Here is a 23,170-nt window from a genome sequence, read left to right as displayed (position 1 = left end):
TCACTATAGAGTCATTTGGAGTAATTGTGCAGAAATATACTCCTTACCGGTATAGAGCCAATCCTTCATTTCGGCAGTCACCTGATATCCGGCCTTACTGAAAAGAGCTATTGAGGCAAAGTTATCCTTGGAGACAATCGCATAAAGCTGGTGAAGATGAAGCACTTTGCGGGAATAATCAGCCATCAGAGAGAGAGCTTCGGCAGCATAACCTTTACGCCGGTGCTGACATTCAATGACGATTCCCACCTCAGCCCGACAGTTACGGGCGTCAAAATTCACAAGATCAGCAATACCAACTACCTCACGCTCACTATTCTCTATGATGAGTCGAACTTGCCCATCCTTATAGATATCACCTGTAGAAGAAGCAATAAAATCACGAAGAATATAACGGGAATAGGGAACATTCGTAATCCCCACATTCCAAAGACTGTTATCGTTTTCTATACGATACAACAAGTCCAAATCTTCAGGCTCCATTGCCCTAAGTGTAACTCGGCTCATTATTTAATAATCTCGTTTGGAGTGATCAGAATTCGATTCTTACGATTAAAAGTACCTATTTGGAAATGTCCAGCATGGTCACGGCTATAAGCGAGAATACTCTCATAACTGAACATATCGGTATCAAACACCAAAATATTGCAGGGTTCCACCTGACTTAAACTATCAGAAAAAGAGGCATCCAGTCCTTTTCGCAATGACAGTTGGCGACACTCTTCCAACATAGGAGCAGAACCTACAAAACTATATTGCATATTGGCATCGTGCCTTACCCCTAATCCCAATGAATGCTGCATTCGGGTGTACTGCATATTGATGAGGGCCATAAAGGCACGCAGATAAATAGCAGTCTTGATGGGCAGAGAAATGATAAACGACAAATGCCCGAAATGTTTACGGAAGAAGATCAGCATGGCCTGATAGAATACATGGACATACCGATAAGACGACTTTTGGGTTGACTCGCCTTTATAATGAAGAATATGAGCCGGCACATACCAATTTTCATATCCGCCTTCAATGATACGGTAAGAAAGATCTATATCTTCGCCATACATAAAGAAGTCTTTGTCAAGAAGGCCAATCGTGTTAAGCACTGAACGTCGTGTCATGCAGAAAGCACCACTTATTACCTCTATCTTGCCAGGAACATCCCATGACAAATGACTCATATAATAACGTTTGGAAAAACCAAGCATTTTCAACAGCGAAACAAAGGGTGTAGGAATACCGCGCCGAGATTCTTTGGCAATAGTACCATTAGGATTGTGCATCATCACTCCCACTCCTCCTGCATTTGGATGAGATTCCATAAAGTCGATAACCTGACTGATGCTATCCTCACCCACAATTGTATCGGGATTCAATAAAAGGATATATTCGCCTGTTGACTGCTGGATGGCTTTATTGTTGGCACGAGCAAACCCCAGATTATGGTTGCTCTCTATCAGATGAATACGTTTTCCGAATCGCCTACGAAGAAACTCAATACTATTATCCCTCGAATGGTTGTCGAATACAAATACTTCTGTATCTATACCTTTCGTAGCCCTGAAAACGCTATTGATGCATTGTTCTACATAATAGCGCACGTTATAATTGACTATAATAACACTCAGTTTCATTTTTCGTCAATACCCGTTTCGTTTATAAGACGCTCCCTTGTTGGATATAGGAAGGAAAAAGAAAGCATAATGATGAGCCATAGATACACAAAGGATGAATTCACAAAGAGAAAATAGCCTCCAATATTAAGTATGGCAATACCCTCAAGAACCAACATACGGATAAGACTCCAGCGACTATAGGCTGTCAGTTGGTGCTCTTGTATTCTTTTCTTTATTCCTTCAAATTTGAAAAGCCTAAGAACTACATAAATACCTCCAAGGGTCAGTAAGATCATGAAAGACTGATAAACGAACTCAAATTGTTTGTCATCAGCGAACAATCCACCTGATATATCAAGAAGGAGGAATTCAACAACAGCCATGAGTAGCAGGCTGACTCCCACTATCAGGTAAAACAGTAATTTTAATTGTTTGATTATCTGGTTCATAGTTATTATTTCTTGTTTTTTTTATTTCCCCTCAAATGGGGTTCTGTTAAGGATGGAACGCCCCAGCGTCACCTCATCCGTATATTCAAGTTCATTGCCCACAGCTACACCTCGGGCTATAATACTAATCTTAACGTCAAAGGATGCCAGCTTGCGGAATATATAGAAGTTGGTAGTATCGCCCTCCATCGTGGGACTTAGGGCTAATACAACCTCTTTAATATTGCCTTCAGCAACACGCTGTACAAGGGAATCTAATTCAAGATCACTTGGCCCTATTCCATCCATTGGCGATATAACACCTCCTAACACATGGTAAAGGCCACTAAACTGGAGAGTATTCTCAATAGCCATAACGTCTTGAATGTTCTCGACCACACAGATTATCGAGCCATCACGACGCGCATCACTACAGATGGGGCAAACCTCTTCATCGCTAATATTATGGCATACACGACAGAACTTAACCTCGTGCTTCATCGTAGTGAGTGCATCGGCCAACTGCTCGACAACGGAATCTTGCTGACGCAACAAATGCAGCACCAACCGCAAAGCCGTTTTACGACCTACACCTGGAAGCTTGGCAAACTCCTGAACGGAGCGTTCCAGCAAGCGTGATGGGTATTGTTGTTGCATTTATTGTTCTTTTTATAATATTGCGAATATAGTCAGGATAGTTCAGACAGTTCTAACCAACGCATTGACTTTTCCTCCAGTTCATCGTTAAGAACAGGAAGGCGTTTGGATTTTTCCGTCAATTCATCGATGGAGAGTGTACCGCTGCATAATGCATCCTCAATGGTTTTCTTTTCCTCTTCTAGAGATGCTATTTCTTTCTCCAGCTGTTCGAATTCGCGTTTTTCCTTGAAAGTCATTCTACGTGGACGCTCATCCGCTTTCTCTTCCTTTATAGGCTTGGCCGGTTTATCATTCTTAGATTCCCTGACTGCTTTTTCTTCGGGTTGCAAAGCCTGCCATTCACGGTATTGAGTATAGTTTCCGGGGAAGTCTTTCACCTCACCCTGACCTTTGAACACCAGCAAATGGTCAACCACCTTATCCATGAAATAGCGATCGTGACTGACCACTATCACACAACCAGGGAAATCCTGCAGATACTCTTCCAGAATTTGAAGCGTAACAATATCAAGGTCGTTGGTAGGCTCGTCAAGTACAAGGAAGTTCGGATTTCGCATCAATACCGTACAGAGGTACAGTTTTCGCCGTTCGCCGCCCGATAGTTTATAAACATAATTATGCTGCTGTTCAGGCGTGAAAAGGAAATGCTGCAGAAACTGACTGGCTGACAGATGACGCCCAGAGCCCAAATCAACATATTCGGCAATATCGCGAACCACATCGATCACCTTCTGGTTTTCGTCAAACTTCAACCCTTCTTGTGAGAAATAGCCGAAACGGACGGTATCGCCAACAACTATCCGTCCTTCGTCAGGCTGTATCTCACCGAGAATCATCTTGATAAACGTTGATTTGCCAGCACCATTATTACCAACGATTCCCATTTTCTCAAAGCGAGAAAAGTTATAGTAGAAATCTTTGGTGATAACGATTGAACCAGCGCCTTGAGTCTCAAAGCTCTTGGTAATATACTGACATTCAAAGATTTTACTGCCAATATATACATTATTGGCCTTCAGGCGTACTTGCCGTTCCTCTATTCTGGCTTTGGCCACTCGCTCAAGCTCATAAAAGGCATCTTCGCGATATTTGGCCTTATGCCCTCGAGCCTGAGGCATGCGTCTCATCCATTCCAGCTCAGTGCGATACAGATTGTTGGCTCTGGCAATCTCGGCCCTACGATTATCAATACGCTCCTGGCGCTTCTCTAAATAGTAAGAGTAATTGCCACGATAGGTATAAATGGTCTGATCGTCAAGTTCGAGAATCACTGAACATACTCGATCCAAGAAGTAGCGGTCATGTGTAACCATCAATAAGGTCTTATGACCACGATTCAGAAATCCTTCCAGCCATTCAATCATCTCCAAGTCAAGATGGTTAGTAGGCTCATCCAAGATAAACAGATCTGGTTCAAGAATGAGCACATTGGCCAGTGCTACACGCTTTTGCTGACCGCCAGAGAGTTGTCCAATTGGCTGATTCAAGTCACGAATCTTTAACTGAGTAAGAATCTGTTTAGCCTTCAGAACCTTCTCTGGGTTTCCTTCATGATTGAAGCAGGCATCGAGTACGCTTTCCTCTGGATCAAACTTTGGCGTCTGTTCCAGCATTCCCACTCTTAAATCACGCTTAAAGATTATTGACCCCTCATCATAACCATCCTTACCTGTGAGCAATGACAGAAGCGTTGATTTGCCTGTACCATTCTTAGCAATAAGGCCAACCTTCTGCCCTTCAGCTATAGAAAAACTGATATCACGAAATAATACAAGCGAGCCAAACGATTTTGTAAGGTTCTGAACGTCTAAGTATGGTATTTCCTTAGCCACTAATCAAGTAAGAGAAAAAATAGTGATCAGCCTTCTTTAAGGCCGGTATTAATCTGTTCGATGTATGACAGCACTTCATCGCGGCCTTCACGTTTTTCAGATGAAGTCACGAAATATGGAGGCATTTCTTCCCATGTTTCAAGCATCTTGCGCTCGTATGCAGCCACATTAGCACGAACTTTGGCTGCAGTCAATTTATCGGCCTTGGTGAAAACGATGGCAAACGGAATACTTGAAAGTCCAAGCCAGTTGATGAATTCCAAGTCAATAGCCTGAGGTTCCAGACGTACGTCAACAAGAACAAAGACATTAACCAGCTGTTCGCGACCAAGAATATAGCTGCGTATCATCTGGTCGAGTTTGGCAACTTCCTTTTTAGAACGCTTAGCAAAACCATAGCCGGGAAGATCCACAAGATACCACTCCTTATTTATAATAAAGTGGTTAATAAGAAGCGTCTTACCGGGAGTAGCCGACGTCTTGGCCAATTTCTTGTTGCGGGAAAGCATATTAATAAGACTTGACTTTCCCACATTGCTTCGGCCAATGAAGGCATACTCAGGCTTGTTGTCGGCAGGACACTGCGACAACAATGCTGATGAAATGACGAACTCGGCTGACTTGACCTCCATAATTCTAAATATTAAATAATCCCGATCCTTCTGAAGTCTGCTGACATCAAGGCTGAAGCCTGCATCTTATCTGATTCTGTCAAGCGAGCGTACCAGCTTCTCGTCAGCCAATATGCCTTTTCGAGCCAGGAACAGAAGGAAGATGCTTACAGCCGGAAGCACAGCAGGCCATTCAAGTGAAACCTCTTGGACATTCTCTTTCTGCAACAGAGCAAGGAGAATGTACCAAAACACCAACAGCATAATGGCCATGGTACACAAATTGGCCTGCAGTTTGCGCTTCTTGTAAAGAAATATATTGCCTACAGTCACCAGAGCCACTACGCACAGGTATCCCATGAGCATAGCCGACTGGAAGAACATGCAGACAACGAGTAGCACAAAAGCTGCCAGAAGGAATAATGTTTGCTTGCGCTGAATCATTGCTATAAAAGCCTGATTAAGGAATCAATAATTATGCCTCAGAAGGAGTTTGCGAATCGCGCATGGGGTCGCGATAGTAAATCTTGTGCTCAATAAACTCCTGAGTAGCTAACAATGTTGGCTTGGGGAGCTTTTCGTAATAGCGTGAAATTTCAATCTGCTCACGATTCTCGAACACCTCTTCCAAAGTATCGTTGTAAGATGCAAACTCGGCCAGTTTCTTAGACAGATCTTCTTTAATCTGTACAGAAATCTGATTTGCACGCTTTGCAATGATAGCAACACTTTCATAGATGTTTCCTGTTTCTTCACACAGGTCCATAATGTTGTGAGTAACAGTGTTTACCGGAGCTTTTGATTTTTTGTAATCCATTTTTTATAAAGTTTATTTGTTCTTAAAATCAATATTAATTAATCAGAATTTCAAAATTCCTTGCTTTTTTCCAATCAATCACCAATTACCTTCTTGCATTTAGAAATATACTTTTCGGCAATGCTCTTGTTTTCGGAATCGGGATATTCGTTCAAAAAGCCGTAGCACTCATCCTCTGCATCGCGATAGCGCTCAAGTCGTTTATCGGCTGATGAGTTTTCGGCCAACTGAAACTTACTTTTCATTATCAGAAGTGCAAAATCCTCACGCCACTTGGAATAAGGATATGTTTTCAGTGCATTCTGAGCCGTGATAATACTGGAAATATAATTACTCTCCGTATTTGAATTCACATTTCCGAAATATCCGCCAAGATTATAGTACAACTGGGCAGACAGCAATTCCTTCTGAACCAATTTGTCCTGCAACTCTAAAAGGCGATCCTGAGCTTCTGGGCGCAGTTTTGAATTAGGAAAAAAGTCCAGAAACTGCTGATAAGCGTTGATGGCTCCAATTGTAGGAGTCTGGTCAAGACGTGGTTCTGGAGCTCCGCGATAAAGAGACTGTCCTACATAGAACGAAGCCCGCTCGGCATAAGGACTCTTGGGATAAGTGGTAAAGAACTTCCGGAAAGTTTCAGAAGCAGCTTCATAGTCTGAATTCATATACTGCGACATTGCCAGCATATAGAGAGATTCCTGAGCTTCGTCGGTGCCTTTCTTCAGGCTAATCATATCTATCAGAAGATTCTCAGCACGACTATACTTTCCTAAGGCAAAGCACTGCTTGGCATATTCATAGCGATAATCATAGTCGGAAGACTTAAAAACTTTATTGAATTCGCCAGCGCAGCCACTAAGTAGCATAGCCATAAAACCTACGAGAACAAGTCTTATTTTCATCTTTATATATAAATTAGCATGCAAAAGTACGCATTTTTACTCGAAAAACAAACTCTTTTATAGTTTTTTTAACCGCTCGCGACAGAGTTTTCACTAGTTTTGCGTAAATTTGCAGCTATGAACTTCAAACTCACATCAAAATACAAGCCTACTGGCGACCAGCCTGAAGCTATCAGACAACTCACCGAAGGTGTAAAACGCGGTGATCGTTCGCAGGTATTATTGGGAGTTACCGGCAGTGGTAAGACGTTTACCATAGCCAACGTGATTCAAAACGTCAACAAGCCTACGCTCATCCTTTCGCACAACAAGACGCTTGCTGCCCAGTTGTACGATGAAATGAGAGGTTTCTTTCCCGATAACGCCGTTGAGTATTATGTAAGTTATTACGACTACTACCAGCCTGAAGCCTACCTCCCTCATACTGATACTTACATTGAGAAAGACCTTGCCATCAACGAAGAGATTGACCGGCTGAGACTGAGAGCGGTATCTAACTTGTTATCAGGCAGAAGAGACGTAGTCGTTGTATCTTCGGTTTCATGTATCTACGGTATGGGATCGCCTGTTGCAATGGAGAGCAACATCATCGAAATACACCAAGGAGAGAAACTTGACCGCAACATGCTTTTAAGGCGCTTGGTGCAGGCCCTATACACCCGAAACGACATTGCACTGGAGCGTGGAAATTTTCGCGTCAAAGGCGACACTGTTGACATCTATATGGCCTACAACGACACAATACTCAGAGTTGTGTTCTGGGACGATGAAATCGATGAAATTCGCGAGCTCGACCCCGTCACACTACAGAGTAAGGCCAGTTTCACCGAATACAAGCTCTACCCCGCCAATCTGTTCATGACCTCACAAGAGCAGACCAACAAGGCCATTCACGACATTCAAGACGACCTTTCAAAGCAAATTGATTTCTTTAATGAAATTGGCGATGGAATTAAGGCTCAACGAATTAAAGAGCGTGTAGAGTATGATATAGAGATGATTAAGGAGCTGGGGCACTGTTCGGGCATTGAGAACTACTCCCGATATTTTGACGGACGTGAAGCAGGCGAACGGCCCTACTGCCTACTGGACTTCTTTCCTGACGATTTTCTGCTCGTTATAGACGAAAGCCACGTGTCGGTTCCGCAAATCTCTGCCATGTATGGTGGCGACCGCGCCCGCAAAACGAATCTGGTGGAATACGGTTTCCGCCTGCCTGCCGCCTTCGACAACCGTCCACTCACCTTCGAAGAGTTTCAGAATGAAGTAAACCAAGTAATTTACGTTTCTGCCACCCCTGCCGATTTCGAGCTAAACGAAGCCGAAGGCGTTGTGGTAGAGCAGGTTATACGCCCCACAGGACTTCTTGACCCAGAAATAGAGGTACGTCCGTCAGAACACCAAATAGACGATTTGCTCGAAGAAATTGAGAAGCGCATAGAGCGTAACGAGCGCACGCTTGTCACCACACTCACCAAGCGCATGGCAGAAGAATTGTCTGAGTACCTATTGAACCACGGTATCAAAACTGCCTATATTCATAGCGACGTTGCCACACTCGACCGTGTGAAGATTCTGGAGGATCTGCGTGCCGGTGCCTACGATGTGTTGGTGGGCGTCAATCTGCTGCGTGAGGGCCTTGACCTTCCGGAAGTCTCATTGGTGGCCATACTCGATGCAGACAAGGAGGGTTTCCTGCGGTCTCATCGAAGTCTGACGCAAACGGCAGGTCGCGCTGCCCGCAATGTCAATGGTCGCGTTATCATGTATGCAGACACCATCACGCAATCCATGCAGCTCACTATTGACGAGACCAACCGTAGGCGAATGAAGCAGCTGCATTACAACGAAGTGAACCACATTACGCCCAAACAGATTGTAAAGAACATCAGCCAGAGCAACTTGAGCCACGAGGACCGTCCAGACATCAGAGAGCTTCAGCTGTCGACACCAGGCGCCAAGAACACAGGAAATGTGGCTGCCGACCCGATTATCAAGCAAATGACCAGGCCTCAAATGGAGAAGCTTATTGCCGAAACCACCCGAAAGATGAAAGAAGCTGCCAAACAACTGGATTTCCTCCAAGCTGCCCAATATCGCGACGAAATCATCGCCCTGCAGAACGAACTGGAATTGAAGTAGATTTTTTCGAATTCAAAACTGGCCGAAAACCCTTTTCACAAAGGGGATGTTTTCCCCCTTTAAGGCACAAACGTCACGTTAAGCCCAATCAAACGCATTTTTTAGCCGCACGGAACGTACTTTTACGATTTTTTGAGTAACCATTTCACCCAGTTAGGTTAGTTTTAACAGAGACGATTCGGACTGAAAAAAATGACAGATGACAGATGACAGTTTTTGAAAATCGATGTGAGTAATGATTAGTATTATATATATTATATATAAAATATATAATATATATAATACTAAAACTATTTTCTTCTCAAATTCAAAAAACTGTCATCTGTCATCTGTCAGAATTCGGCCGAAAAAGGAACAAAATGACAATAAGGAGCAGAATCAGATTCATTCATTAAATTAGGTACAGTAATAATTTTGTTGAATAAAGAATTTTTCGTAACTTTGCACCAGTTTTATATATAAGTAAAGAGAAAGAAATGATAACAGTTACGAATTTGGCGATTCAATTCGGAAAGAAGGTTCTCTATAAGGATGTGAACCTGAAGTTTACAAACAACAACATTTACGGTGTAATCGGTGCCAACGGAGCAGGAAAATCTACTTTACTGCGCGCCATCAGCGGCGAACTCGAAGCAAACAAGGGCACCATAGAGATGGGACCAGGCGAGCGCCTCTCAGTACTTGAACAGGACCACTTTAAATACGACGAATTTACGGTGATGGACACCGTGCTCATGGGCCACGCTCCATTGTGGAAAAACATGAAAGAACGCGAGGCCCTATATGCCAAAGAAGAAATGACCGAGGAGGATGGCAACAAGGCTGCTGAACTGGAAATGGCTTTTGCCGAGATGAACGGATGGGAAGCAGAGAGTGAAGCCGCTCAGCTGTTGCAGAATCTGGGAATCAAGGAAGATATACACTATTCTCAGATGGCAAACATTTCAAACAACGAGAAGGTGCGCGTGATGCTGGCGAAAGCCCTCTTCGGACACCCCGACAACCTGCTGCTCGACGAGCCTACCAACGACTTGGATCTGGACACTGTACAGTGGCTGGAGGAATATCTGAGCGGATTGGAGCAGTGCGTACTGGTTGTTTCTCACGACCGTCACTTCCTCGACGCAGTTTCAACTCAGACTGTCGATATTGATTTCGGAAAAGTAACTCTCTTCTCAGGCAACTACTCTTTCTGGTATGAATCAAGTCAGCTGGCTCTCCGTCAGGCTCAGAACCAGAAGATGAAGGCTGAAGAGAAGCGCAAGCAGTTGGAGGAATTCATTCGCCGATTCTCTGCCAACGTGGCAAAGTCAAAGCAGACCACCTCACGCAAGAAGATGCTGGAGAAGCTGAATGTAGAGGAAATCACGCCTTCAACACGCAAGTACCCCGGCATTATCTTCCAAATGGAACGCGAGCCCGGAAACCAGATTCTTGAGGTAGAGGGACTGAAAGCCGTAGATGCAGACGGAACCGTTCTCTTTGACAATGTGAACTTCACCATAGAAAAGGGACAGAAAACTGTGTTCCTCTCTCACAATCCAAAGGCTATGACTGCCCTATTCGAAATTATCAACGGAAATCGCGAGCCGGACGCAGGAACCTACAAGTGGGGAGTCACCATTACTACTGCATACCTGCCACTCGACAACACAGAATTCTTCCAGTCGGAAATGAATCTTGTGGACTGGCTTTCACAATACGGAACCGGAAATGAGGTGATGATGAAGTCGTTCCTCGGCAGAATGCTGTTCAAGGAAGAAGACGTGCTGAAACATGTGAACGTGCTCTCAGGTGGCGAAAAAATGCGTTGCATGATTGCCCGTATGCAGCTGAAGAATGCCAACTGTCTGATTCTTGACACGCCTACCAACCACCTCGACTTGGAATCAATCCAGGCTTTCAACAACAATCTGGTTCAGTTCAAGGGCAATATTCTCTTTGCTTCTCACGACCACGAATTCATACAGACGGTTGCCGACCGCATCATCGAACTCACTCCTAAGGGAACGATTGACAAGCTGATGCAATACGACGACTTTATCTATGACGAACAGATTAAGGAACAGAGAGCAAGCATGTATTCATAATGGCATAGTTTTTGTTTATTAAATTCTAAACGACAAAACAAGACAATTATGACAGAAGAGAAGAATATCAACGAACAGAATGAAGAGCTGACTACTGACGAAATGGCAGTTGAGTCAGAAAATGTAGAGGTTTCTGACACTGAGAATGCAGAAAACACAGAAAGCACCGAAAGTGAAGATGCCGAGAAGACGGAAACAGAAAAGCTGGAGGAACAGATAGCCGACTTAAAAGACAAATATCTCCGTCAGGTGGCTGAGTTCGACAACTATCGCAAGCGTACACTAAAGGAACGCACCGAACTGATTCTGAACGGTGGAGAGAAAGTTATCACTACCCTTCTCCCTATTCTTGACGATATGGAACGAGCCATTGAGAACGGCCAGAAAACAGAAGACCCCAACGTGCTGCGCGAAGGCATGGAGCTGATTTATCACAAGTTGGTGAAGGTGATGGAAGGCAACGGCGTGTCAAAGATTGACACCACAGACGCCGACTTCGACACAGACCTGCATGAGGCAGTGGCAATGGTTCCAGGTATGGGCGACGACAAAAAAGGCAAGGTAATAGACTGCCTCGCTGCTGGATACAAACTGAACGATAAAGTGATTCGCCACGCAAAAGTGGCTGTAGGACAATAAGAAATGGCACAGAAACGAGACTATTATGAGGTCCTGGGCGTCAGCAAGACTGCCTCAGAAGACGAGATTAAGAAGGCTTACCGAAAAATAGCTATCAAATACCACCCCGACCGCAATCCTGGCGACAAAGAAGCCGAGGAGAAATTCAAAGAAGCGGCAGAGGCTTATGACGTGCTACACGATCAGCAGAAACGTCAGCAGTACGACCAGTTCGGATTCAACGGACCTATGGGCGGCGCAGGCGGCTTCGGAGGATTCAGCGGAGCATCCATGAATATGGACGACATCTTCTCGATGTTCGGCGATATTTTCGGTGGTCACGGCTTCGGAGGTTTTGGAGGCGGAGGCGGTAGAGCAAGAGCCCAACAACAGAGAGGTGGCGACCTCAGACTGAAAGTCCGCCTTACGTTGGAGGAAATCAATAAAGGCGTCACAAAGAAATTCAAAGTACGCAAAGATATCGAATGCAGCCATTGTCACGGTTCTGGTGCAGAAAACGGTAGTGGCAAAGAAACCTGCCCCACCTGTCATGGCTCAGGCGTTATCACCCACACCACGCAAAGCATCTTCGGCATGATGCAGACACAGGGCGTCTGCCCCACTTGTCATGGTCATGGAGAGGTGATTAAGAACAAGTGTAAGGAGTGTGGCGGAACAGGCGTAGTAAAGGGAGAAGAAGTGGTTGAGATCAACATTCCCGCAGGTGTAGCCGAAGGTATGGTGATCAATGTGCCTGGCAAGGGAAATACAGGTCCCAACAACGGAATCAGCGGCGACATTCAGGTGTTCATCGAAGAAGAAGACAACGACACCTTCGTTCGCGATGGAAACGACCTTATCTACAATCTTCTGCTCGATTTCCCAACAGCAGCACTTGGAGGCGAAGTGGAAATACCCACCATCGACGGCTCAAAACTGAAAGTTAAAGTGGAGAGTGGCACTCAGCCCGGAAAGACACTCCGCCTACGGGGTAAAGGTCTTCCTGCCGTGCAAGGTTATGGAACTGGGCGTGGCGACCTTGTGGTAAACATTAGCGTTTACGTACCCAAGACACTGTCACACGAAGAGAAGAAAGCCCTTGAGAGTTTCCGTGAGAGCGACAATTTCAAAGGCGATCGTCAAACACGTGAGTCAATCTTCCAGCGATTCAAGAATTATTTCAACTAAATAGAATTCTTGTAGCATTGCACCTAAGTAAAGCTTGAATCATCAAATCAATACAAATTCATGACCTACAAAGAAGTTACTGAATATCTATTCTCTCAGACTCCAAGTTACGAGCAGATGGGAGCTAACGGTTACAAAGAAGGGCTCGACACCACAATAAAAATAGACGAGCATCTCGGACATCCCCATAAGAGTTTCCGTTCTATCCATGTGGCCGGAACCAACGGCAAGGGTTCAGTATGCCATAGTATAGCAGCCCTTCTTCAGACTTTCGGCTATCGTGTAGGTCTGTACACATCTCCACACCTACTGGACTTTAGTGAGCGTATCCGCGTCAACGGAGCACCTATCACTGAAGACTACGTCGTGGAGTTCGTTGAGAAGAACAAAAGCTTCTTTGAACCGCTGCAACCTTCATTCTTTGAGATAACCACCGCTATGGCTTTTAATTATTTCAAAGACATGGACGTTGACATCGCCGTCATTGAAGTGGGCTTGGGTGGAAGACTCGATTGTACCAATATTATTACCCCAATCCTCTCGGTAATCACAAATATATCGCTCGACCACACTCAATTGTTGGGAGCCAGTCTTGAACAGATAGCTATGGAAAAGGGCGGTATCATAAAGCCGGGAGTTCCTGTTGTCATTGGAGAAAATCAGCCTGAGACCCGACCGATTTTCGAAGCATTGGCGCAGGAAGCCAACGCCCCTATCTACTTTGCTGAAGACGAGAATGAGCGCGAGATCACCTCTGGAGAGCCACTACCAGATGGCGGTATCCTTTACCACGCCGTGCATCTGGCCGACTTTAAGGGCGAGCTGAGCGGTATATATCAGGTAAAGAACATGAATACAGTCATGTGCGTGAACCACCGTCTCATGGATATGGGGTATTTAGCCACATGCTACGATTCAGACAATATCCAAAAGATACAAAGCGAAATGAATCTTGCACTGGGGAATGTATCAAAAATAACAGGCTTAAGAGGACGCTGGCAAATAGTCCATCGCAACCCGACCGTCGTTTGCGATACCGGTCATAATCCTGGAGGATGGAAATATTTGAGTGAGCAGCTGTCCAATATAAAATGCAAACAATTGCGCATAGTATTTGGCGTAGTAGAAGACAAAGATGTTTACGGCATCATGAGTCTGCTGCCAAAGGATGCTGTCTATTATTTTACAAAAGCTAATAACAAACGAGCCATGCCAGAGGCATCCCTGAAAGTGTTTGGAGACCAGTTTGGGCTTAACGGACAGGCCTATCCCACCGTAGAAGAAGCAGCCAAAGCAGCTCTTGATTCCTCAATGGTTGACGATTTCATCTTCATCGGCGGTAGCACCTATGTCGTAGCCGAATTCTTGAAATCTCGCAATTAGCTTTTTTAACAACTATTTTTAGCCGATATGTTTGCACATGTCGGCTTTTTTTTGTTCCTTTGCAGAAGTTACTATAACTAAAAACATATTAGATTATGACGAACACCACAGAAAATGCGAATTTGTGTGGTTTGAAACGCGAAGACTTTCAAACCACAATCAACGGTAAGAAAACCGACCTTTACATCCTTCGCAATCGCAAGGGATTCGAAGTAGCAATCACTAACTACGGTGGAGCAATCTGCGCCATTATGGTTCCCGATAAAAATGGAAATGTAGCAAACGTTATTCAGGGACACGACAATATACAATCAGTCATAAATTCTCCCGAACCTTTCCTTTCTACTCTTATCGGCCGCTATGGCAACCGTATATGCAAAGGCCAGTTCACACTGAACGGAAAGGAATATCAATTAGCAATCAATAACGGTCCTAATGCACTTCACGGCGGTCCAACTGGCTTCCATGCTCGCGTTTGGGATGCCAAACAAATGGGTCCTCGCGCATTAGCCTTACACCGTGTGTCAAGCTACGGAGAAGAAGGATTCACTGGCGAGGTGGATGTTACAGTAGAATTCACGTTTACAGACCAAAACGAATTGGTTCTTGAATACCTTGCAACGACTAATAAAAAGACAATTGTAAACTTTACCCACCACGGCTTCTTCTGCCTTGCAGGAACTGCCAATCCAACACCTACAATCAACGATCTTCAGTGCGAAATCAATGCCGATTTCTATATCCCCATTGACGAGACCTCTATTCCCACAGGTGAAATTCGTAAGGTAGCAGGTACACCGTTCGACTTCCGCACAGCCAAGCCTGTAGGACAGGATATTGATGCTAATGACGAACAGATTAAAAATGGTGCCGGCTACGATCACTGTTTTGTATTAAACAAGCAAGAAGAGGGCGAATTGAGCTTTGCAGCCAAGATTAAAGACCCCAATAGCGGTCGTACAATGGAGGTTTACACCACCGAACCTGGAGTTCAGGTATATAGCGACAACTGGGCCGACGGGTATAAAGGTTATCACGGTGCAACATTCGGACGCCGTTCAGCTATCTGTTTCGAATGCCAGCACTTCCCTGACACGCCTAATCGTCCTTATTTCCCATCAGTCATTCTGCGTCCAGGACAACAGTACAAGCAGAAGACTATCTATAAGTTTAACGTAGAAAAATAATCAACTGTATAACAGTAATTTATCAACATTCACAATCAAATAACTAAAAAACAAAAATGACACAAGAAAAGAACAATAGCAAACTGATTGCTATTATCACCATGTGCTTCATCTTCGCGATGATTTCTTTCGTAACCAACATGGGTGCGCCATTTGGCAACATTTGGGGATACACTTATCCATTTGCTAAAGCTTGGGGTAACATGATGAACTTTGCAGCTTACCTGTTCATGGGTATTCCTGCTGGTAAGATGCTGATTAAGTACGGATATAAGAAAACCGCACTTATCGCTTTGGCAGTAGGTCTGATTGGCCTCGCTCTTCAGTATCTTTCAAGCATTGCCGGCGCTTCAACCTATGTATTTACATATCAGGAAATTCCCGTAGCCCTGAATCTGATTATCTATCTGTTGGGTGCTTTCATCTGCGGTTTCTGCGTATGTATGCTGAATACCGTTGTAAACCCCATGCTGAACTTGCTTGGTGGTGGCGGCAACAAGGGTAACCAGCTCATCCAGATTGGTGGTACACTGAACTCACTGACAGCAACACTGACTCCTATGCTCACTGGTATCCTCGTAGGTACAGTGACTGCTGAGACCAGCATGAGCAACGTAGCTCCTCTGCTCTTCATCGGCATGGCAGTATTTGCCATCTCTTTTGTAATCATCAGCCGTGTGTCTATCCCCGAGCCTACACTTGGCAAGGAGCAGCCCAAATACGAACGCAGCCCATTGGCATTCCGCCACACACTGCTGGGTGTTATCGCAATCTTCTTCTATGTAGGTATCGAGATTGGTATCCCCATGCACCTGCAGTTCTATGTAACAGATCTTGGTTTTGAAGGTTCTGCTGCAGTAGGCGGTGTAATTGCAGGTATGTATTGGATTCTGATGATGGTTGGTCGTGCTACATCTAGTGTAATTTCTGGCAAAGTATCAACATCACTCCAGATGATTGTTGTATCAAGCTTAGCAATCGCTTTGTTGCTGATTGCCATCTTCATGCCTGAGAGCAACACCGTTGTTTACGATGGCCACGACATTCCCGTGAAGGCATTCTTCATTGCAGCTTGCGGTATCTGCACCTCTGTTATGTGGGGTGGCATCTTCAACCTTTCTGTTGAAGGACTTGGAAAATATACCGAAGCAGCATCAGGTATCTTCATGACAATGGTTGTAGGCGGTGGCATAATGCCTCTCATCCAGCAGGAAATTGCCAGCAGCGTAGGTAATATCGCTTCCTACTGGCTTGTCATTGGTATGCTGGCTTATATTCTGTTCTACAGCACCATTGGCTGCAAGAATGTCAACAAGGACATCAAGGTTGATTAATATTCGATTGGTCAGGTCTATAGGGCCTGACCAATTCTGACTATTATATATTTGAATACTTATTTATTAACCCAATTAAACTAAAACAACTATGATTGATATTGAATTTGTAAGAAGTCGCTTCATCAAGCACTTTGACGGTAAGACTGGTAACGTATATACATCTCCTGGCCGTATCAACCTGATTGGTGAGCACACCGATTATAACGGCGGATTCGTTTTCCCCGGTGCTGTTGACAAAGGCGTAACTGCTGAAATGCGTGCAAATGGCACTGAGGATACAGTTATGGCTTATGCCATTGACTTGAAGGATCGTGTTGACTTCAGACTGAGTGATCCCGAAGGTCCTAAGGCTTCTTGGGCCCGTTACATCTTCGGCATTGCCTTGGAGATGAAGAAACTGGGTGTTCCTGTCAAGGGTTTCAACATTGCTTTTGCTGGTGATGTACCCCTAGGAGCAGGTATGTCCTCTTCTGCTGCTATGGAGAGTTGTTTTGCTTGCGGTCTGAACGACATCTTCGGTGAAAACAAAGTTTCTCAGTGGGATATGGTGCTAGCTGGTCAGGCTACAGAGCACAATTACTGCGGTGTTAACTGCGGTATCATGGACCAGTTCGCTTCTGTATTCGGTAAGGCAGGATGCCTGATGCGCCTTGACTGTCGCAGCCGTGAGTTCGAGTACTTCCCATTCAAACCCGATGGCTATCGTCTGGTACTACTCGACTCTGTTGTTAAGCACCAGTTGGCAGGTTCTCCCTACAACGACCGTCGCAACAGCTGCGAGAACGTTGTAAAGCACATTCAGGCCAAGCATCCAGAAGGCAAGTTCGAGACACTTCGCGACTGCACTTGGGAACAGCTGGAAGAGGTAAAGGCTGAAGTTGGTGAAGAGGATTACAAGCGCGCTAAGTTCGTGCTCGGTGAGAAGGACCGCGTACTTGCTGTTTGCGATGCACTGAACGAAGGTGACTACGAGAAGGTTGGTGAGATGATGTACAAGACTCACGAAGGTCTTTCTAAGGACTATGAGGTTTCTTGTGAAGAGCTCGACTTCCTAAACGATATTGCTAAGGAGAACGGCGTTACCGGTTCACGTATTATGGGCGGTGGCTTTGGTGGTTGCACCATCAACCTGGTTCGCAACGACCTCTACAAGAAGTTTGTTGAAGATGCCAAGCTGAAGTTCAATGCCAAGTATGGTCACGAGCCCAAAGTTTACGACGTTGTCATTGGCGATGGTTCACGTAAACTCTGCTAAGACTTCGCTATAAAATAATTATTAGTATAATTAAAGCCTGTTTATCGTCTGATAGACAGGCTTTTTGTTTGTCAAGCACAATCAAAAAAAGCCTGCAAACAAATTGTTCGCAGGCTTTTTCAAGAATAAACTATATTTTAGTTGTTGGGCAATTCCAACCATTTCACATAGCAGAAGTCCTGACGGTGTGGCAGGTTCTTATTCTTAGGATACATACGAACCGCACTACGATACAAACCAGCCTGCTGTGGGAACATTTCAGCCTCGAAGATATAGTTGTTTCCTTCATGACCAACGACCTTCAGTGGTTCGATAGAGAAGATATGCTCCTCGCCTTCAGCATTGGTATAAACATTAATCTTCTCCAAACCAACAGCATCTTCCAAGCCCTGCTCGTTAATCACATAGCGAAGAATATACTTTTGGCCAGTCATGATTCCAGATGCAGGATAAGTCCATTCAGCCTTCACAACGTTGATGGCATCCCAACGCTCTGCAACAGTCTCCTTCCAATGGGCAATATCCTTAGCCAACTGATTACCGTTCTTAGAGATTTCCTTGAAGCGCTTAGCCTCCTTCTCGTAGAACTTAGAATAATAATCATCCAGCTGACGCTTCATCGTATAGTGAGGAGCAATCTGAGCGATAGAATTCTTGATTACCTTAATCCATCCCTTAGATAGACCCTTCTTGTCCTTATCATAGTAAAGAGGAATAATTTCATTCTCGAGCAGACCATAGATAGTTGCAGCATCCAACTGGTCCTGATAGCCCTGAGTCTGATAGGTGCGCTTCTCAGTGAGAGCCCAACCGGCACCCTCACGATAGCCCTCAAGCCACCAGCCATCTTTCACAGAAAGGTTCACAACACCGTTCATCTCGGCTTTCTCGCCAGATGTACCTGAAGCCTCCAAAGGACGTGTAGGTGTATTCATCCAAATATCAACACCTGAAACAAGACGACGAGCAAGCAGAAAGTCATAATCTTCAAGGAAGATAATCTTGCCCAAGAATTCAGGACGCTGCGAAATCTCGTAAATCTTCTTAATCAGTCCCTGACCAGCACCATCAGCAGGGTGAGCCTTACCGGCAAAGAGGAAGATTACTGGATGCTCTGGATCGTTCACAATCTTAGACAGACGGGCTTCATCAGTGAACAACAGGTGAGCACGCTTATAAGTAGCGAAACGACGGCAGAAGCCTATCACCAAGGCATTGGGGTTCATCTTCTCGAGCAGTGAAACTACACGCGAAGGATCACCCTGATTCTTCAACCAGGTTTCACGGAATTGTTCTTTGATATAGTCGAACAACTTCTGCTTCAGAGCCATACGGGTTTCCCATACTTCTTCATCAGAAACATTATAGATACCCTCCCAAATACTCTGATTTGACTGGTCAGACATAAAGTTCTTATCAAAATACTTCTCATAGACTTTACGCCATTCAGTAGCAGCCCATGTGGGGAAGTGTACACCGTTTGTTACATATCCAACGTGGTTCTCCTCAGGATAATATCCAGCCCATATATTCGCAAACATTTGCTGGCTTACCCATCCATGAAGCTTAGACACACCATTCACTTCCTGACAAGTGTTGCAAGCGAAAGTTGACATACAGAATTTTTCGCCATGATCATCAGGATTGGTACGGCCCATTCCAATGAATTCATCCCATGTGATGCCTAACTTCTGAGGGTAACCACCCATATACTTACCAAACAGGCCCTCATCAAAATAGTCGTGACCAGCAGGTACAGGTGTGTGAACAGTATAAAGACCGCTTGCACGTACCAACTCCATAGCTTGGTTGAATGACAAGCCTTCATCAATGTAATCGCACAAACGCTGCAAGTTACAAAGTGCTGCGTGTCCCTCATTACAATGATAGATATCTTTCTTGATGCCCAGTTTTTTTAGAGTGAGTACACCACCAATACCCAACAGGATTTCCTGCTTCAGACGATTCTCCCAATCGCCGCCATACAAGCTGTGAGTGATTGGTTTGTCAAACTCTGAGTTCATTTCGTTGTCGGTATCGAGGAGGTACAATTTAATACGGCCCACATTTGCTACCCAAATGTATGCATGAACCATATAATTCATATATGGCACATCAACTACGACAGGAACGCCATTCTCATCGAGAACGCGCTCAATGGGCAGAGATGAAAAATTCTGAGCTTCATACTTGGCAATCTGCTGACCATCCATCGAAAGACTCTGGGTAAAGTAACCGAAACGATAGAGGAATCCTACGGCACACATATCCACATTAGAGTCACTTGCCTCTTTCAGATAGTCACCTGCCAGCATTCCCAAACCGCCAGAATAGATTTTCAAGGCTGAGTGAATACCATACTCCATAGAGAAGTAAGCCACAGAAGGTCTGTTCTTGTCTGGCTCAACATCCATATATGCACGGAAAAGATCATACACGCTCTTAATGCGCTTCATGAGAGCCTTATCCTTCAAGATAGCTTCTTTGCGTGAGAAACTCAGACGCTCAAGAAGCATCACAGGATTGTGTTTCACCTCGTGATAGAGATCAGGATCCAGATCACGGAACAAATCACGTGCTTCATAGTTCCATACCCACCAAAGATTGTGAGCAATCTCATCAAGACAATACAACTCCTCAGGAAGTGAGTTCTTAACGGTGAGCTCACGCCACTGCGGTGTGTTTACATAATCAGCTTTGATTTTCATAATAGTTTTCTTTTATAGAAATATCGAATTATTTTTGTTACTTATTTATTATAATAATGAAGCCTTCCTCTTTTCAGCTTTCTGAAGAGCTATATCGTAGGCCTGCTCGTAGTACTTGATAAATTCACTCCAAAGCGCTTTCTTTGACAATTTCTCTGCATTCTTCCTACAAGCTGCTACTTCATCAGGAGACAATGAGGAATAATAGGCAACGGTATCTTTAATGACATCGGCTACTTCAGAATAATTATAATCAGTACGATGAATCACTTTTACACCATCTCCTATTTCGCCATTTTTACCCAATTCCTTGTTTACCCACAAGCCAAAGCCTGCTAAGTCGGTGGTGATACATGGAACTTTAAAGGCTATCGCTTCCAATGGAGTGTAGCCCCAAGGCTCATAATACGAAGGATAGATACACAAATCGTTTCCTAATACCACATCATAATAGGTAAGATTCAGAACACCATCTTTTCCATCAAGATAGCAAGGAAGGAAAATAACCTTTACATGATCTTCATGACTATTGTGCATATCATAATACTTCAACATATTCAGCACATTATCATGTCCCATATTGTGCAGCCAATGAGTCACCAATGGCACCTCTAACGGCGAATCATAGGTCTTACCGCTCTTCAAACGCTCAATCAAATCCTGACGAGGTTCATCGGTCCATCCAGGAACATCGATGAAAGCAACGACCTTCTTCTTTAAATCTCTATCGCGAAGTAAACGGTTCATTGCTTCTACAAAAACATCGATTCCCTTATTGCGGAATTCATAACGACCAGATGTAGAAACGATTAGCGTATCATCGTCAAACTGTTCTCCCAACAAGGCTCCAGCCACTTCAAGCATTTTCCTACGAGCCTGCTTACGTTTACGTCCGAAAGCCTGTACTTTGGGAACGAAGCTATTATCGAAGCCATTTGGAAGTACCACATCTACTGGCTTATCCAACAATTCAACACACTCACGAGCAGTAATATCACTTACCGTTGTAAAACAGTCCACATGATGAGCTGTCTGTTTTTCAATAGAATGTTTTGACTGCATGTTCAATTCGTCAGCCATCTGATCACCATTATAAGCAAACAGATAATCGTACAACGGCTTTTGATTTCCAGCAATTGAACGCCCAATACTAGTAGCATGAGTAGTAAATATGGTAGCTACTTGTGGCAATTTACTATTAATGTATAGTGCGCCTAATCCGCACATCCATTCATTAGCATGATAAACAACCTTTAAGTCTGAACTGTCAGTAGCTTGGTTCTTCTCTAACCAATAATAGAAACTTTCTACTACTAATGCTGCGGCATACGAGAACATTGAAGCTTCGTCGTAATCGCCATAAGCATGCAAAGAGTCAACCTGATAGTTTTCCCATAGCCAGGTATAGATTTCATTTTTCTTCTCGAAATATGGAATGAAATCAACAAGAATGGCTATTGGCTCTCCAGGAATATCCCAGCGCCCTACCCTAACCTTCAATCCTTGTTCTTTAGCTTCCCATTGCCATTCTGCAAAGAGAGACTTGTCTTCCTTAAAATAAGGACTTTCACTATCGGAAGAATCTGATGAATCATTCCTTTTCCAAAAATCTGGGCCAATAAACAGTAGTTTGTCTTTAAGAGTTTCTTGAAGCGTTTTTGCACGAGTAGATAATACGGTATAAATACCTCCTACTTTGTTGCAAACCTCCCAACTAGATTCAAAGATATAGTCGGGTTTTAACGTTTTTTTATCCATTTTAAAATCTATAAGTTGCGGCAAAGATACTTAAAAATTTCTTAAACATGCAAGAACAATGAAACATTTTTTAAAATTAATATCATTTTTTGATTCAGATTGTCTATCTTTGCCTCTCAAACATTCATATTTAATAAATCATTATGACGAACTGGATACGTTTCATATTTATTTCCATCTTACTTGCTTTTATAGGTTCTAATATCTATGCTCAAAGTGACAGCACAACATTCAAGACGGAAATATACAACAAAGAGTACGACATATTCATTCATTTGGACCTCAACAATCGTCAGCTAATTGCTCCTGGCCATGAATTATTTGGTCCAATAGCCGGATATTTAAGGAAATCAACAAGTTCATTCTACTGGTTGATACTTGATGCTGAGATTTGTGACAAAAAAGCCACCTTACAAATGGTTAACGATTTCGGTAGTGAGGACCTTGTAGCTACCCTCATTCAGTTGAATGATTCCACCTACCGACTTACCCAGAAAAAAGGCAGTGCTATAAAAGTTCCTTACAAAGGGAAATGGATGAAAATTCCAAACACATTGGAATTCAAAAAAAGGTAAGACTTCTCTGTCTTACCTTTATCTTTTTAATATTTTGAGATTGAGCTTAATTCCTAAGAAATAAAG

Annotated in this window: 20 protein-coding genes; 9 read left to right on the top strand and 11 right to left on the bottom strand. The window is 43.9% G+C overall.

The genetic code is table 11. From position 1 onward, the window contains the following. Positions 1-3: 3 nt before the first annotated feature. The 9 genes from L6475_RS06365 to L6475_RS06325 all read right to left on the bottom strand — a co-directional run bounded on the left by L6475_RS06365 (position 4) and on the right by L6475_RS06325 (position 6,863). On the bottom strand, positions 4-507 hold the full coding sequence (locus L6475_RS06365; protein WP_237823730.1) for a GNAT family N-acetyltransferase: 504 nt from the start codon (positions 505-507) through the stop codon (positions 4-6). Next, complete coding sequence (locus tag L6475_RS06360; protein WP_237823727.1) at positions 507-1,631, bottom strand: glycosyltransferase family 2 protein; 1,125 nt, start codon at positions 1,629-1,631, stop codon at positions 507-509. Before L6475_RS06360 ends, L6475_RS06365 begins: the two co-directional genes overlap by 1 nt. Further along, entirely contained in the window at positions 1,628-2,062 is a 435-nt protein-coding gene (locus L6475_RS06355; RefSeq protein WP_237823724.1) for a hypothetical protein, read from the bottom strand. Before L6475_RS06355 ends, L6475_RS06360 begins: the two co-directional genes overlap by 4 nt. A gap of 21 nt (positions 2,063-2,083) precedes the next feature. Continuing rightward, positions 2,084-2,698 (bottom strand): recombination mediator RecR, encoded by a 615-nt coding sequence (recR, locus tag L6475_RS06350; protein ID WP_237823721.1) that lies wholly within the window; start codon positions 2,696-2,698, stop codon positions 2,084-2,086. A 32-nt stretch (positions 2,699-2,730) separates the two neighbouring features. Then, positions 2,731-4,533: a ribosomal protection-like ABC-F family protein gene (gene abc-f, locus L6475_RS06345; protein WP_237823718.1), complete on the bottom strand. Its 1,803-nt coding sequence runs from the start codon at positions 4,531-4,533 to the stop codon at positions 2,731-2,733. Between the two features lie 26 nt (positions 4,534-4,559). Then, complete coding sequence (gene yihA, locus L6475_RS06340; RefSeq protein ID WP_237823715.1) at positions 4,560-5,165, bottom strand: ribosome biogenesis GTP-binding protein YihA/YsxC; 606 nt, start codon at positions 5,163-5,165, stop codon at positions 4,560-4,562. A 66-nt stretch (positions 5,166-5,231) separates the two neighbouring features. Beyond that, positions 5,232-5,588, bottom strand: a complete 357-nt coding sequence (locus L6475_RS06335) for a DUF4293 domain-containing protein (RefSeq protein WP_237823712.1) — start codon at positions 5,586-5,588, stop codon at positions 5,232-5,234. Between the two features lie 31 nt (positions 5,589-5,619). Then, positions 5,620-5,961, bottom strand: coding sequence for a DNA-directed RNA polymerase subunit omega (locus L6475_RS06330; protein ID WP_237823709.1), 342 nt, complete (start codon positions 5,959-5,961; stop codon positions 5,620-5,622). A 74-nt stretch (positions 5,962-6,035) separates the two neighbouring features. Next, entirely contained in the window at positions 6,036-6,863 is an 828-nt protein-coding gene (locus L6475_RS06325; RefSeq protein WP_237823706.1) for an outer membrane protein assembly factor BamD, read from the bottom strand. Positions 6,864-6,980: 117 nt separating this feature from the next. On the opposite strand from L6475_RS06325, the gene uvrB reads away from it, so the two are divergent. The 8 genes from uvrB to galK all read left to right on the top strand — a co-directional run bounded on the left by uvrB (position 6,981) and on the right by galK (position 18,063). Then, positions 6,981-9,005, top strand: coding sequence for an excinuclease ABC subunit UvrB (gene uvrB / locus L6475_RS06320; RefSeq protein ID WP_237823703.1), 2,025 nt, complete (start codon positions 6,981-6,983; stop codon positions 9,003-9,005). A gap of 476 nt (positions 9,006-9,481) precedes the next feature. Beyond that, the gene (locus L6475_RS06315) at positions 9,482-11,095 is read left to right on the top strand and encodes an ABC-F family ATP-binding cassette domain-containing protein (RefSeq protein ID WP_237823700.1); all 1,614 of its coding nucleotides are present in this window, start codon (positions 9,482-9,484) and stop codon (positions 11,093-11,095) included. A gap of 48 nt (positions 11,096-11,143) precedes the next feature. Next, entirely contained in the window at positions 11,144-11,734 is a 591-nt protein-coding gene (locus L6475_RS06310; protein ID WP_237823697.1) for a nucleotide exchange factor GrpE, read from the top strand. Positions 11,735-11,737: 3 nt separating this feature from the next. After that, positions 11,738-12,901 (top strand): molecular chaperone DnaJ, encoded by a 1,164-nt coding sequence (dnaJ, locus tag L6475_RS06305; RefSeq protein ID WP_237823695.1) that lies wholly within the window; start codon positions 11,738-11,740, stop codon positions 12,899-12,901. A gap of 60 nt (positions 12,902-12,961) precedes the next feature. Next, entirely contained in the window at positions 12,962-14,284 is a 1,323-nt protein-coding gene (locus L6475_RS06300) for a folylpolyglutamate synthase/dihydrofolate synthase family protein (RefSeq protein ID WP_237823692.1), read from the top strand. Between the two features lie 95 nt (positions 14,285-14,379). Further along, positions 14,380-15,471, top strand: coding sequence for an aldose epimerase family protein (locus L6475_RS06295; RefSeq protein WP_237823689.1), 1,092 nt, complete (start codon positions 14,380-14,382; stop codon positions 15,469-15,471). Positions 15,472-15,527: 56 nt separating this feature from the next. After that, on the top strand, positions 15,528-16,805 hold the full coding sequence (locus L6475_RS06290) for an MFS transporter (RefSeq protein WP_237823687.1): 1,278 nt from the start codon (positions 15,528-15,530) through the stop codon (positions 16,803-16,805). A 94-nt stretch (positions 16,806-16,899) separates the two neighbouring features. After that, positions 16,900-18,063 (top strand): galactokinase, encoded by a 1,164-nt coding sequence (gene galK / locus L6475_RS06285; RefSeq protein ID WP_237824061.1) that lies wholly within the window; start codon positions 16,900-16,902, stop codon positions 18,061-18,063. A gap of 137 nt (positions 18,064-18,200) precedes the next feature. Here the strand turns inward: galK and glgP are convergent, their stop codons facing one another. Together glgP and L6475_RS06275 are read right to left on the bottom strand one after the other, a co-directional pair. After that, on the bottom strand, positions 18,201-20,771 hold the full coding sequence (gene glgP / locus L6475_RS06280; protein WP_237823685.1) for an alpha-glucan family phosphorylase: 2,571 nt from the start codon (positions 20,769-20,771) through the stop codon (positions 18,201-18,203). A 48-nt stretch (positions 20,772-20,819) separates the two neighbouring features. After that, a complete protein-coding gene (locus tag L6475_RS06275) occupies positions 20,820-22,529 on the bottom strand; it encodes a glycosyltransferase (RefSeq protein ID WP_237823683.1) in 1,710 nt (569 codons plus the stop codon). 143 nt (positions 22,530-22,672) lie between these two features. Here L6475_RS06275 and L6475_RS06270 point away from each other — a divergent pair, with 143 nt between their 5' ends. Continuing rightward, a complete protein-coding gene (locus L6475_RS06270) occupies positions 22,673-23,104 on the top strand; it encodes a hypothetical protein (protein WP_237823681.1) in 432 nt (143 codons plus the stop codon). The last annotated feature ends 66 nt before the right edge of the window (positions 23,105-23,170 follow it).

It is taken from the genome of Prevotella sp. E9-3, assembly GCF_022024015.1.
In the GTDB taxonomy this organism is placed as follows: domain Bacteria; phylum Bacteroidota; class Bacteroidia; order Bacteroidales; family Bacteroidaceae; genus Prevotella.
Note: the sequence above shows the minus strand (reverse complement) of the source record. Positions and strands in the feature narration are given on the sequence as shown.

Bases quoted from the DNA above. Each gene is read 5' to 3' on its own strand.
- L6475_RS06335 (WP_237823712.1), bottom strand. From the start codon at position 5,588: ATGATTCAGCGCAAGCAAACATTATTCCTTCTGGCAGCTTTTGTGCTA.
- recR (WP_237823721.1), bottom strand. From the start codon at position 2,698: ATGCAACAACAATACCCATCACGCTTGCTGGAACGCTCCGTTCAGGAG.
- L6475_RS06325 (WP_237823706.1), bottom strand. From the start codon at position 6,863: ATGAAAATAAGACTTGTTCTCGTAGGTTTTATGGCTATGCTACTTAGT.
- glgP (WP_237823685.1), bottom strand. From the start codon at position 20,771: ATGAAAATCAAAGCTGATTATGTAAACACACCGCAGTGGCGTGAGCTC.
- uvrB (WP_237823703.1), top strand. From the start codon at position 6,981: ATGAACTTCAAACTCACATCAAAATACAAGCCTACTGGCGACCAGCCT.
- L6475_RS06270 (WP_237823681.1), top strand. From the start codon at position 22,673: ATGACGAACTGGATACGTTTCATATTTATTTCCATCTTACTTGCTTTT.
- L6475_RS06315 (WP_237823700.1), top strand. From the start codon at position 9,482: ATGATAACAGTTACGAATTTGGCGATTCAATTCGGAAAGAAGGTTCTC.
- L6475_RS06310 (WP_237823697.1), top strand. From the start codon at position 11,144: ATGACAGAAGAGAAGAATATCAACGAACAGAATGAAGAGCTGACTACT.
- L6475_RS06275 (WP_237823683.1), bottom strand. From the start codon at position 22,529: ATGGATAAAAAAACGTTAAAACCCGACTATATCTTTGAATCTAGTTGG.
- L6475_RS06355 (WP_237823724.1), bottom strand. From the start codon at position 2,062: ATGAACCAGATAATCAAACAATTAAAATTACTGTTTTACCTGATAGTG.
- dnaJ (WP_237823695.1), top strand. From the start codon at position 11,738: ATGGCACAGAAACGAGACTATTATGAGGTCCTGGGCGTCAGCAAGACT.
- L6475_RS06290 (WP_237823687.1), top strand. From the start codon at position 15,528: ATGACACAAGAAAAGAACAATAGCAAACTGATTGCTATTATCACCATG.
- L6475_RS06295 (WP_237823689.1), top strand. From the start codon at position 14,380: ATGACGAACACCACAGAAAATGCGAATTTGTGTGGTTTGAAACGCGAA.
- L6475_RS06365 (WP_237823730.1), bottom strand. From the start codon at position 507: ATGAGCCGAGTTACACTTAGGGCAATGGAGCCTGAAGATTTGGACTTG.
- L6475_RS06330 (WP_237823709.1), bottom strand. From the start codon at position 5,961: ATGGATTACAAAAAATCAAAAGCTCCGGTAAACACTGTTACTCACAAC.
- L6475_RS06360 (WP_237823727.1), bottom strand. From the start codon at position 1,631: ATGAAACTGAGTGTTATTATAGTCAATTATAACGTGCGCTATTATGTA.
- L6475_RS06300 (WP_237823692.1), top strand. From the start codon at position 12,962: ATGACCTACAAAGAAGTTACTGAATATCTATTCTCTCAGACTCCAAGT.
- yihA (WP_237823715.1), bottom strand. From the start codon at position 5,165: ATGGAGGTCAAGTCAGCCGAGTTCGTCATTTCATCAGCATTGTTGTCG.